This window comes from Streptomyces sp. NPDC047085, assembly GCF_040643735.1.
Lineage (GTDB): Bacteria > Actinomycetota > Actinomycetes > Streptomycetales > Streptomycetaceae > Streptomyces.
In genome coordinates, this window is record NZ_JBEYUW010000001.1 from 175,748 (window position 1) to 188,639 (window position 12,892).

General features: G+C 71.3%; 5 protein-coding genes. 4 read left to right on the plus strand and 1 reads right to left on the minus strand.

Going from position 1 to position 12,892, the window contains the following annotated elements; all coding sequences use genetic code 11:
• Positions 1-225 precede the first annotated feature (225 nt).
• Positions 226-2,943: an aconitate hydratase AcnA gene (gene acnA / locus ABZ865_RS00665; protein ID WP_361222003.1), complete on the plus strand. Its 2,718-nt coding sequence runs from the start codon at positions 226-228 to the stop codon at positions 2,941-2,943.
• Positions 2,944-3,063: 120 nt separating this feature from the next.
• Here acnA and ABZ865_RS00670 read toward each other — a convergent pair whose 3' ends face one another.
• Positions 3,064-5,784: a SpoIIE family protein phosphatase gene (locus tag ABZ865_RS00670; RefSeq protein WP_361222005.1), complete on the minus strand. Its 2,721-nt coding sequence runs from the start codon at positions 5,782-5,784 to the stop codon at positions 3,064-3,066.
• A gap of 598 nt (positions 5,785-6,382) precedes the next feature.
• Here ABZ865_RS00670 and ABZ865_RS00675 point away from each other — a divergent pair.
• The 3 genes from ABZ865_RS00675 (at position 6,383) to ABZ865_RS00685 (ending at position 12,874) form a co-directional block, all read left to right on the plus strand.
• Positions 6,383-9,649 (plus strand): GH92 family glycosyl hydrolase, encoded by a 3,267-nt coding sequence (locus ABZ865_RS00675; RefSeq protein ID WP_361222007.1) that lies wholly within the window; start codon positions 6,383-6,385, stop codon positions 9,647-9,649.
• A 216-nt stretch (positions 9,650-9,865) separates the two neighbouring features.
• Positions 9,866-10,168, plus strand: a complete 303-nt coding sequence (locus tag ABZ865_RS00680; protein WP_361222009.1) for a trypco2 family protein — start codon at positions 9,866-9,868, stop codon at positions 10,166-10,168.
• A 24-nt stretch (positions 10,169-10,192) separates the two neighbouring features.
• A complete protein-coding gene (locus ABZ865_RS00685; RefSeq protein ID WP_361222011.1) occupies positions 10,193-12,874 on the plus strand; it encodes an NB-ARC domain-containing protein in 2,682 nt (893 codons plus the stop codon).
• Positions 12,875-12,892: the final 18 nt, after the last annotated feature.

A 12,892-nucleotide genomic window follows, 5' to 3' on the forward strand; every position in this document is an offset into this window, starting at 1 on the left:
AGCACGGACCGCCCTGACGTGACGCGTGCCGCTGCGGGGGTGGTCGGACATGACCAGGCAGCCCCCATGTACTAGAGTTATCTCGACATCGAGATATCTGCCGAGGCGCACCGTAGCCGCCACCCCGGTAAGGGATGCCTAACTTAGCCTTACCTTACTGGATCGGCCAAGCAGGCGTGGCGGCACGATGACGGTGGTACGCGCACATCAATGAAGGAGACTGTCGTGTCGGCGAACAGCTTCGACGCCCGCAGCACGCTGCAGGTGGGCGACGAGTCGTACGAGATCTTCCGGCTGGACAAGGTGGAGGGCTCGGCCCGCCTGCCGTACAGCCTCAAGGTCCTGCTGGAGAACCTGCTCCGCACGGAGGACGGCGCGAACATCACCGCCGACCACATCCGCGCCCTCGGCACCTGGGACTCGGGGGCCCAGCCCAGCCAGGAGATCCAGTTCACGCCGGCCCGCGTGATCATGCAGGACTTCACCGGCGTCCCCTGCGTCGTGGACCTCGCCACCATGCGTGAGGCCGTGAAGGAGCTGGGCGGCGACCCGGCGAAGATCAACCCGCTGGCGCCGGCCGAGCTGGTCATCGACCACTCCGTCATCGCCGACAAGTTCGGCACCAACGACGCGTTCAAGCAGAACGTGGAGCTGGAGTACGGCCGCAACAAGGAGCGCTACCAGTTCCTGCGCTGGGGCCAGACCGCCTTCGACGAGTTCAAGGTCGTCCCGCCGGGCACCGGCATCGTCCACCAGGTGAACATCGAGCACCTGGCCCGTGTCGTCATGGTCCGCGACGGCAAGGCCTACCCGGACACCCTGGTCGGCACCGACTCGCACACCACCATGGTCAACGGCCTCGGCGTCCTCGGCTGGGGCGTCGGCGGCATCGAGGCCGAGGCCGCCATGCTCGGCCAGCCGGTCTCCATGCTCATCCCGCGCGTCGTCGGCTTCAAGCTCACCGGTGAGCTGCAGCCCGGCACCACCGCCACCGACCTCGTGCTCACCATCACCGAGATGCTCCGCAAGCACGGTGTGGTCGGCAAGTTCGTCGAGTTCTACGGCGAGGGCGTCGCCGCCACCTCCCTGGCCAACCGCGCCACCATCGGCAACATGTCGCCGGAGTTCGGCTCCACCGCCGCGATCTTCCCGATCGACGACGAGACCCTGAACTACCTGCGCCTGACCGGCCGCTCCGACCAGCAGGTCGCGCTCGTCGAGGCCTACGCCAAGGAGCAGGGCCTCTGGCTGGACCCGAAGGCCGAGCCGGACTTCTCCGAGAAGCTCGAGCTGGACCTCTCCACGGTCGTCCCGTCGATCGCCGGCCCGAAGCGCCCGCAGGACCGCATCGTCCTCGCCAACGCGGCCGAGCAGTTCAAGACCGACGTCCTGAACTACGTCACCACCGCCGACGAGGCGGGCGAGGAGTCCTTCCCGGCCTCCGACGCCCCGGCCGTCCACCCCAACGGCACGCCGTCCAACCCGGTCCAGGTCACCGCCGCCGACGGCACGACCTACACCATCGACCACGGTGCGGTCACGGTCGCGGCCATCACCTCCTGCACCAACACCTCCAACCCGTACGTCATGATCGGCGCCGCCCTGGTCGCCAAGAAGGCGGTCGAGAAGGGCCTGACCCGCAAGCCGTGGGTCAAGTCCACCCTCGCCCCGGGTTCGAAGGTCGTCACCGACTACTTCGAGAAGTCCGGCCTCACCCCGTACCTGGACAAGCTGGGCTTCAACCTCGTCGGCTACGGCTGCACCACCTGCATCGGCAACTCCGGCCCGCTGCCGGAGGAGGTCTCCAAGGCCGTCAACGACCACGACCTCGCGGTCACCTCGGTCCTCTCCGGCAACCGGAACTTCGAGGGCCGGATCAACCCCGACGTCAAGATGAACTACCTGGCCTCCCCGCCGCTGGTCGTCGCGTACGCCATCGCGGGCTCCATGAAGGTGGACATCACCCGTGACGCCCTGGGCACCGACCAGGACGGCAACCCGGTCTACCTGAAGGACATCTGGCCCACCGAGGCCGAGGTCAACGAGGTCGTCGCCAGCGCCATCGGCGAGGACATGTTCGCCAAGTCCTACAGCGACGTCTTCGCGGGCGACGCCCAGTGGCAGTCCCTCCCGGTCCCGACCGGCAACACCTTCGAGTGGGACGCCGAGTCCACCTACGTCCGCAAGCCCCCGTACTTCGAGGGCATGGGCATGGAGCCGGCCCCGGTCAGCGACATCGCCGGTGCCCGCGTGCTCGCCAAGCTGGGCGACTCGGTCACCACCGACCACATCTCCCCGGCCGGCGCGATCAAGGCCGACACCCCGGCCGGCAAGTACCTCACCGAGCACGGTGTGGAGCGTCGTGACTTCAACTCCTACGGCTCCCGCCGTGGCAACCACGAGGTCATGATCCGCGGCACGTTCGCCAACATCCGCCTGCGCAACCAGATCGCGCCGGGCACCGAGGGCGGCTACACCCGCGACTTCACCCAGGCCGGCGGCCCGGTGTCGTTCATCTACGACGCCTCCCGCAACTACATCGAGCAGGGCATCCCGCTGGTCGTCCTGGCCGGCAAGGAGTACGGCTCCGGCTCGTCCCGCGACTGGGCCGCCAAGGGCACCGCGCTCCTCGGCGTCAAGGCCGTCATCGCCGAGTCGTACGAGCGCATCCACCGCTCGAACCTCATCGGCATGGGCGTCCTGCCGCTGCAGTTCCCGGAGGGCGCCTCCGCCGAGTCCCTCGGCCTGACCGGCGAGGAGACCTTCTCCTTCACCGGCGTCGAGGAGCTCAACAACGGCACCACGCCGCGCACGGTCAAGGTCACCACCGACACCGGTGTCGAGTTCGACGCGGTCGTCCGCATCGACACCCCCGGCGAGGCCGACTACTACCGCAACGGCGGCATCATGCAGTACGTGCTGCGCAACCTGATCCGCAAGTAAGCGGTACGGCCGCAGGGCACAGGGAGGGCCGGGTCCCCGGGCGACCGGGGGTGCGGCCCTTCGCCGTACCCCCGCCTTCCCTCACGGCCAAGCCTCACTGCCTTCCCTCACGGACTTCCCTCACTCCAGAGGGATGTCCGGGATCTCCAGGAATCCCGGCACCTCCGGTGTCTCCGGCACCGTCAGCTCCGCCCAGATCACCTTGCCCTGCGGTGTGTACCGGGTGCCCCAGCGCTCGGCCAGCTGCGAGACCAGGAACAGGCCCCGGCCGCCCTCGTCGGTCGTCGCGGCGTACCGCAGATGCGGAGAGGTGCTGCTGCCGTCGGACACCTCGCAGATCAGCGTGCGGTCGTGGATCAGCCGTACATGGATCGGCTCGGAGCCGTAGCGGATGGCGTTCGTGATCAGCTCGCTCAGCACCAGTTCCATGCCGAAGCCCAGCTCGGACAGGCCCCACTCCTCGAGGGTGTCGGACACGGCCCCGCGCATCCCCGACACGGCCGCCGGGTCGCGCGGCACGTCCCAGTCGGCGACCTGGGAGGGCGGCAGCGCCCTGGTGCGGGCGATCAGCAGGGCCACGTCGTCCTTGGGGCGCTCGGGCAGCAGCTCGGCCAGCACCGCCCGGCAGCTCTCCTCCGGGGACCGCTCGGGGTGGCCCGCCAGCGACCGGCGCAGCAGCTCCATGCCGACGTCCAGGTCACGCCTGCGGTCCTCGATGAGGCCGTCGGTGTACAGGACCAGCTGGGTGCCCTCCGCCAGCTCCAGCTCGGCCGTCTGGAACGGCATCCCGCCCAGACCCAGCGGCGGCCCGGCCGGCAGGTCGGGGAAGGTGACGCTGCCGTCCGGATGGACCAGCGCGGGCGCCAGGTGCCCCGCGCGCGCCATGACACAGCGCCGGGTGATCGGGTCGTAGATCGCGTACAGGCAGGTGGCGCCCACGATCTCCCCGGGGGCCTCCGAACACGCCTCGTCCTGGTCGATGCGGCCGACCAGGTCGTCCATGTGGCTGAGCAGCTCGTCGGGCGGCAGGTCGAGGGTGGAGAAGTTGTGCACCGCGGTCCGCAGCCGGCCCATCGTCGCGGCGGCGTGCAGCCCGTGCCCGACGACGTCGCCGACGGCCAGCGCCACCCGGCTGCCCGGCAGCGGGATCACGTCGAACCAGTCGCCGCTCACCCCGGACTGGGCCGGGAGATAGCGGTAGGCGACCTCCAGGGCGCTCTGCTCGGGCAGCGCCCGGGGCAGCAGGCTGCGCTGCAGGGTGACGGCCAGGGCGTGCTCGCGCTGGTACCGGCGGGCGTTGTCGATGCTGACCGCGGCCCGGGCCACCAGCTCCTCCGCGAGCGACAGCTCCTCCACGTCGAACGGATCCCGCTTGGAACGCCAGAAGTTCGCCATGCCCAGCACGACCCCGCGGGCCCTGATCGGGGCGGTGATGAGCGAGTGGATGCCGTACTCCACGATCTGCCGGGCACGCTCCGGATCCTGCGCCTGCCAGCCGTTGGCGACGGACAGGTCGGTCACCATCTCGGTGCGCCCGGCGTCGTAGCCGCGCGCCTGCGGGGTGGAGGGCAGGAAGTCGATCAGCCGGCCCTTCTCGTACAGCGGGTGGTCGTCCCGGATGCCGCCCACCGCGACGCGCCGCATGTCCGTCGCCGTGGGCGCCGGCTCGTCCCCGTGCAGCACGCCGTCGGCCAGGTCCACGGTCACGAAGTCGGCGAAGCGGGGGACGGCGATCTGGGCCAGCTCGTCGGCGGTGCGGATCACGTCCAGGGTGGTGCCGATGCCCAGTCCCGCGTCGTAGAGCAGCTCCAGCCGCTCCCGTGCCAGCTCCGCCCGGCCGGCCAGTGCCTGGAGCTCGGTGGAGTCGCGGAGGGTCACGACGGTCCCGGCGGGGCCTCCCGCGCAGTCCGTGGGCCGCTGGTTGACGGCCAGCAGCCGTCCCCCGGCGAAGTGCACCTCGTCGCTGGCCTCACGCCCGGAGGTGAGCAGCTCGACCAGCACGGGGTCGAGCTCCGGCAGTTCCCGCAGGTTGCGTCCCTCGGCCCCGGGGGGCAGGTCCAGCAGCCGCAGGGCCTCGTCGTTGGCGAGCAGCAGCAGACCGTCCGCGTCGACGATGAGCACGCCCTCGCGCACCGAGTGCAGCACCGTGTCGTGGTGCTCGTACATACGGGTCATCTCGTCCGGGGCGAGGCTGCGGGTCTGCCGCCGCAGCCGCCGGCCCACCAGTGCCGTGCCGCCGGTCGAGAGCGCGAGGGCCCCGGCTCCGGCGCCCAGGATGAGCGGCAGTTGCCGGTGCATCTCGCTGCTCACGTTCTTGACCTTCAGCCCGGCGGAGACGAGGGCGATCACCTTGCCGTCCGTGTCCCGCACGGGAACGGTCGCCTGCACCTCGTGGCCGAGGGGTCCGTGGACGCTCTCCGTATAGACCTTGCCGGCCAGGGACGGCCCGATCCGGCCCACGAACCGGTGCCCGATCTTTTCCGGCAGGGGGTGGGTGTAGCGGATGCCGTGCGTGTCCATGACGACGATGAAGTCGACGCCCGCGGCCTTGCGTCCCGCCTCGGTGAGGGGTTGGAGCACCTTCGACGGATCGGGGGACTGCACCGCCTGAACGACGCCCGGAGAATGCGCGAAGGTCTGCGCGACGGCGACCGAACGGCGCTTGGCCTCGGTGCTGGTGTCCCGGTCCGACTGCACGACGAGCGCGACGACGGCACAGACGACGAGCAGCACCACCAGGGCCGCCTGCAGAAGGAAGACCTGACCTGCGACACTGCGCGGGCTCTTGCCGATCACCGAGCGCCATGAGACGCGTCTGAGTCGGCCGATTCGGTCCGACATGTGGCATTTGTAGCACGGGTGCATGCTGGTGGCTATGCCCGGTCCAAGGGGTGGGAGCGCGTTCGGAATCAGCCGCTGTGGGAGCGCTCCCACGGCTGTTCCGGCCCCTTCGAGAACGCGGCATTTCCTTTGCCCGCAGGGCTGTTCGGGCCGTCTGGGTCGCTCGGGCGGACCCGGTGGACGGTGCGCACCGGGTCCGCGAGCCGGGCGGGTGAGGGGGGCCGGGTCCCCGCCCGGGTGGTGATGGTCCTGCGGGCCGGCGGCCCTTCCGCCGGATTTCCGACGGTCTTCGCACCGGTTTGCGACGGTCCTCGCACCGGTTTCCGATGGTCCTGACGCGTGCTTCTGACGGTCCTTGCGCGTGCTGGGCGGCTTGAACGCGTGGGGCGCGACAACGTTGTCTTATGGTCTGTACATGACTTTACCGCCTCAACCGACAACGATGTCAACCCACTTGGGGTAGCCCGACCGAGTGATCCTGGCCCCTGCCTGCGGCGACGCACGCGGTCTTCCGTGGGGCGGGTGACGCACGCTACTGTCCCTGCGGCTTGTGCGACCCGTGGTGCGCGACCCGTCCGCAAGGAGGAAGGGCCGCGTCATGCGTTTCCGTCCCACGTCCCTGCTGCTGGCCGCGGTACTCGCGACCGGCGGCGCCACCCCGGCCCTCGCGGCCGGCGCCGCTCCCCCCGACCTCGTCAAGGACCCGACCCCCTACGTCGATCCGCTGATCGGCACCAGGAACGGCGGTGACGTCTTCCCCGGCGCCGTCGTGCCGTTCGGCATGCTGTCCTGGAGCCCCGAGAACACCCGCGGCGACGCGACCAGAACCGCCGCGCCCGGCGGCTACCACTACGACGCCACCCGCATCCGCGGCTTCAGCCTCACCCACATGTCCGGCACCGGCTGCGCGGGCGGCAGCGGCGACATCCCGTTCTTCCCGTACGCCGGAGACGTCACCACCTCCCCGGCGAGCGACACCAAGGACGCCGTCTACGCCTCGGACTTCCGCCACGCCGACGAGACCGCCGAGCCCGGCCACTACAAGGTCGGCCTCGCCTCCGGAGTCACCGCCGACCTCACCGCGACCACCCGCACCGGCTCGGCCCGCTTCACCTACCCGGCGGACAAGCCCGCCTCGCTGCTGGTGCGCACCGCCAACTCCGAGGTCGGCTCGGAGGACTCGACGATCACCATCGACCCCGAGACTCGTACCGTCTCCGGCTCGGTCACCTCGGGGAACTTCTGCGGCTACCTCGACCCGGAGGGCCGGCGTTCCTACTACACCCTGTACTTCACGGCCCGCTTCGACCGCGCCTTCGCGGCGAGCGGCACCTGGCAGGACGAGAAGCTGAGCCCCGGCTCCCTGGAGGCGTCCGGCGGCACGGGCGGCTTCTCGCACGGCGGCCGGCCCGTGGCGGGCAAGGGCTCGGGCGGATACGTGCGGTTCGCGCCCGGCACCGGCCCGGTGAACGTCAAGGTCGGCATCTCCTACGTCAGCCGGGAGGCCGCCGAGGCCAACCTCGCCGCGGAGAACCCGCCCGGCCGCTCCTTCGACACGGTCAGGGAGGCGGCCCGCCGCGGCTGGCGCGAGCGGCTGGGCGCCGTCCGCGTCGGCGGCGGCACGGACGCCGAGCGCACCACCTTCTACACCGCCCTGTACCACTCCCTCTTCCACCCGAACGTCATCAGCGACGCCGACGGCCGCTACCGGGGCGGCGACGGCGAGGTGCACCGGGTGGGCCGCGGCCACCGCGCCCAGTACGGCACCTTCTCCGGCTGGGACGTCTACCGCGACCAGGTGCAGCTGCTCACCCTGCTCGACCCCCGGACCGGCTCGGACATCGCCCAGTCGCTCTACGAGATCGCCACGCAGAACGGCGGCATCTGGGACCGCTGGCTGCACGGCGCCGGCGGCACCCACGTCATGAACGGCGACCCCTCGCCCACCGCCCTGTCCGGCATCCACGCCTTCGGCGGCACCGGCTTCGACCTCAAGGGCGCCCTGGACTCGCTGGTCCAGGCGGCCACGGTCCCCACACCGCAGGACCTGTCCGCGGCCGGCAAACCGGTGCTGTCCGTGGGCCAGCGCCCGTCGCTCGACAAGTACCTCGCGCTGCACTACATGCCCAGCCTCTCCAACGCCTGGGGCGGCGCCGCCGAGACCCTGGAGATGTCCACCGCCGACTACTCCCTGTCCCGGCTCGCCGCGGCGGCGGGGGAGAAGGACACGGCGGCCGCCTTCGCGAAGCGCGCCCAGTGGTGGCAGAACAACTTCGACATCGCGGCCGACCCGGGCGGCGGCTACATCGCCAACCGCAAGGCCGACGGCAGCTGGGTCACCGGCTTCACCCCCGACACCGGCAACGGCTTCGTCGAGGGCACGGCCGCCCAGTACACCTGGATGGTCCCGCACAACCCCGCCGGGCTCTTCGCCGCCATGGGCGGCACCGACAAGGCCCTCGCCCGGCTCGACTCCTTCTTCCACACCGCCGACGGCGGCTGGGCCTTCACCGGCAACGGCGGCACCAAGTCCGAACTGGACAACGAGCCCTCCATCAACGTGCCCTACCTGTACGCCTACGCCGGCGCCCCCTACAAGACGCAGGAGACCGTCCGCGCGGCCATGCGGCAGCTCTGGTCGACCGAGCCCGGCGGCATCCCCGGCAACGACGACCTCGGCGCCATGTCCGCCTGGTACGTCTTCTCGGCCCTCGGCATGTACCCCCAGGTGCCCTCGCGCGCCGAGCTCGTCCTCGCCTCCCCGTTGTTCGAGCGGATCGAGATCCATCGTCCGCTCGGCAACGACATCTCCGTCCGGGCGAGCGGCGCGGCCGCCGACGCGCCGTACGTCCGGTCCCTGAAGGTCGACGGCCGCGACAGCGACCGGCCGTGGCTGCCCGCGTCCTTCGTCCGGGACGGCGGCCGCCTCGACTACACCCTCGCCACCACCCCGGACCGCGCCTGGGGAGCGGCCTCCCCGCCGCCCTCCTTCCGGCAGGGCGAGCAGCCGTACCAGATCGGCGTCGGCCCGACCACGGCGACGATCGCGCCCGGCGACAGCACGAAGGTGGACATCCGCGCGCTGTCCGTGAGCGGCGGCACGGGACCCGAGGTCCGCTTCCGGGTCGACACACCCGACGGGATCACCGCGACCCCGGCCGAGGGCACGGTGACCGACGGCGCGCAGCCGATCACCCTGTCGTCCACGAAGGACACCCGGCAGGGCTTCTACGACGTCAAGGTCACGGTGACCTCCGCAGACTCCTCCTACGAACAGCCGGTCTCCCTGACCGTGGCCGAGCCGGGCACCCTGTTCGCCGCCTACAACAACACCGGGATCTCCGACGACGAGGGCGACCACGACGAGGCCGACTACGACGGCGGCGGCTGGAGCTACTCCCGCCAGGCCCTTGCCGCGGCCGGCCTCACCCCCGGCGGACAGGGCACGGTCGACGGCCTCGCCTTCACCTGGCCGAGCTCGCCCCCGGCCCGCCCCGACAACGCCTCGGCCACCGGCCAGACCATCGAACTGCCCGGCCCCGCCGCCCGGTTGTCCTTCGTCGGCAGCGCGGTCAACGGCAACCAGCGGACCAGCGCCACCGTCACCTACACCGACGGCACCACCGACACCGTCGACCTGTCCTTCACCGACTGGACCGTCGGCGGCGGAGGCGGAACCGTCCAGTACGGCAACGAGATCGTCGCCAAGACCGCGTACCGCAACGTCGCGGGCGCGGACAAGGACCCGGTGGCGACGTACGTCTTCGCCACCAAGCCGTTCACGGCCCCGGCCGGCAAGACGATCAGCAGCGTCCGGCTCCCCCAGAACACCGACCTGCACGTGTTCACCCTCGCCACCGGATGAACCACGACGGACAAGGGGCCCGCCCGAACCGGACGGCGGGCGGGCCTCGTCCTCGAAGCGTGGTGCCCTGGTGGCGCGGAGCCCCGACCAGGACATGACGGTTGTTCACAAGCCGGAGCATTCTGGTGATTCCGGCGTTCGCATCCCGCACGGCAGGGCATACTCGCCTCGCGAAGGATGCGTCCGACGGACGCGGGGGAAGCGGGGGAGACCACTGTGGGGAATCTTGGGCTTGCCGACACCATCGCCGCGCTGCGGGAGGAGCTCGCCGAGGCGGTCACCGCCGGCTCGGGAGCGGACTTCGGCTTCACCGTGGGGCAGGTGCAGCTCGAGGTGAACATCGGCATCACGCGTGAGGCGTCCGGCACCGGGCGGGCCAAGTTCTGGGTCGTGGAGCTGGGCGGCGACGGCAGTTACCGCCGGGAGGAGATCCAGCGGATCCTGCTCACCCTGGAGGCGCCGGTCGATCGCAGTGGAAGGCCGGTCAAGGTGACGCGTGACTCCTTCACCAGGCCCTGACCCGGCCGGCCCCGGACGGCCCTGGTGATCAGCCCGCTGGAGCGCGCGGTGGAAGTGCTGCGCAGACGCGCCGTCGGCACCTGGAGCGTCGGCTCCGGCTACCTGGTGGGCGGCAGGCTGGTGCTGACCGCCGCGCACAACGTCCTCACCGGCGGGGTCGCCGACGACCTGGTCACCGTGCGACGCGGAGACCAGAGTCGGCTCGAGGCTCAGGTGCTCCTCGCGAACGCCGACGACGACATAGCCCTGCTGCGGGTGGGCGCCGATCCCGCCCTGCACGACCTGCCCGCCGTGAGGTTCGCCCGGGTCGACCGGAGCCAGACCAGACCGGTGGAGAACTGCTGGGCCATCGGATACCCGGGATGGAACGAGCACCCGGCGGACCACGCGGACGTACCCCTGCGGGACAGCGTGCAGATCGAGGGCGTCATCCCGCCGGGCTCCCACGTACGACGCGGACTGCTGGAGCTGCGGACGACCTCGACGCCGGAACCGTTGGCAGCGCGCGGGGACGATGCCTCGCCGTGGCGTGGCATGTCCGGAGCGGTGGTGTTCGCCGAGGACCCGGAGCTCGGTGCGCTGGCCGTGGGCGTCATCACCGAGCACCATCTCCCCGAGGGAACCTCGACCCTGACCGTGGCGCCGGTCGATGCCCTGAGGGCCCTGGTGGAGGGCACGCCGTGGTGGCGGGACCTCGAGCCCAGCGCCTGGGCGGCCCTGCCGCACGCCGGGACGGGCACGGGACGCCGGGCGAGCCGCCACACGCACCTGAACCGTGCGGTGGCGGACTTCACCGACCGGGAGCGGGTGCTCGCGAAGGCGGCCGTCCTGCTCACCGAGCGCCTGGCGGACACCGCCCCGGTGGTGGTGCTGCATGGCATGGCCGGTGTCGGAAAGACACAGCTGGCCACCCAGATCGCACACCGTCTGGCCCTCACCTTCCGGCACGCACGCATTCAGGTGGATCTGGGCGGCGGGCACTTCGAGGTGTCCACCGACGCCGCCATGATCCAGCTCCTGCAGGCCTTCGGGCTCAAGAGCGACCAGCTGCCCGCCGACAGCCCGTCGCGCCGGGCCGAGCTGCAGAGACAGCTCGAACGCGGCCCCAGCCTGCTCGTGCTGGACAACGTGGCTGACGTGGCCCGGATCGTACCGCTGCTCCCCGCGTCGCCGGGCAGCGCCGCGCTTCTCACCAGCCGCTCCGCTCTGCCCTCGATAACGGGGGCGGAGCGGTTGGCCGTGGAGCCGTTGCCCACGGTGGACGCGCTGCGGCTCTTCGAGCGGATCGTCGGTGCCGAACGGGTCGCCCGGGAGCCGGGCGCCGCGAACCGGATCGTCGCTCTCCTGGGGGGCCTGCCCCTCGCCATTCGTATCGCCGCGGGGAACGTGCTCGCCCGTCGCAAGCCGCTGAGCGAGCACGCTACCGTGCTGGCGGACGAGCGGCAGCGCATCTCCCAGCTGGAGGGGGAACTGGACGGCGAGGACGCGGGGGTACGCAGCACCTTCGAGATCAGTTACCGAACGCTCAGGGAAGACACCCGCCACCTGTTCCGGCACCTGGGCCTGCTTCCCGGTGCCGATTTCGTGCCCGAGCTGGCCGCGTGCTGCGCGAACGTCGATCCGGGGGACGCCGAGCGGCTGCTGGGCGAACTCGCGGACCGGCAGCTGGTCGAGGTCGTGGACATCACCGGCGGGCGCTACCGGCTGCACGACCTCCTCCGGCTGTATGCCGGGGAACACGCTGAGCGCACCGAATCGGAGGCCGAACGGCAGGAAGCCGTCCGGCGCTCCCTCGGGTGGTACGCGAACCGGCTGGATCACTGGATGAGCAGGCCGGGGGCGCACGAGCTGCCGCCCCAGGACGCGATCGACTGGTTCACCGTCGAACACGTCAACGTCCAGGCGGCCGTACGGCAGGCTCACGACGTCCAGGAGTGGGAACTGCTCCTTCGGATGGCCGGCTCACTCTACGGACTGCTCTTCCACCGCAGCCATTGGGAGGAGATGGAGGCGGTCAAGGCCATGGCGGTGGAGGCGGCACGCCGGCTGCACGACGAGTCCGCCGAGCTCGGCTCGCTCATCCATCTCGCGGAGGCGCGGCGCATCCTGGGCCGGCGGGCGGAGACCACCGCACTGTACGAGCGGGCCCTGGAGATCGCGCGCCGCGCGGGCGACCAGGACAGAGAGGGGTGGATCCTCGCCCACTACGGAGACCTGCAGTGCGACCTGGACCGCCCGCAGGACGGCCTGCGCCGCTATGCCGAGGCTCGGGCCCTCTACCGGCGACGCGGCGACAAGGGAGCCGAGATCTGGCTCGCCGCGCACATCGCGGACGCGTACCGGCACCTCGACCGGCCGCAGGACGCCGCACGCGTGCTGGAGGACGCCCTCACGGAGAGCCGGCGACGCGGCGACGACGCCGAGATCGTCTGGTGCCAGTGGCATCTTGCCCTGGCGTACGACCAGATGGGCCGGCACGGCGACGCCGAGGGAGTGCTGGCCCCCGCGATCGAGTTCCACCGCGACCGGGGCGACCTGGCCGGCCTCGCGACCATGCTGACCATCCTCGGAGACATCCACCTGCACGCCGGGCGTCCCGCCGCGGCCCGCGAAGCCTATGGCGAGGCGCTGGAACTGGTCCGCTCCATCGACGCGCCGCGCCGTGTGGCAGAACTGGAAGCGGCAGTGGAGCGCACCCGCGACTGAACCTTCGAGGGGGCGGGC

Coding starts and splice junctions, on each gene's coding strand:
- ABZ865_RS00670 (WP_361222005.1), bottom strand. CDS start 5,784: ATGTCGGACCGAATCGGCCGACTCAGACGCGTCTCATGGCGCTCGGTG.
- ABZ865_RS00675 (WP_361222007.1), top strand. CDS start 6,383: ATGCGTTTCCGTCCCACGTCCCTGCTGCTGGCCGCGGTACTCGCGACC.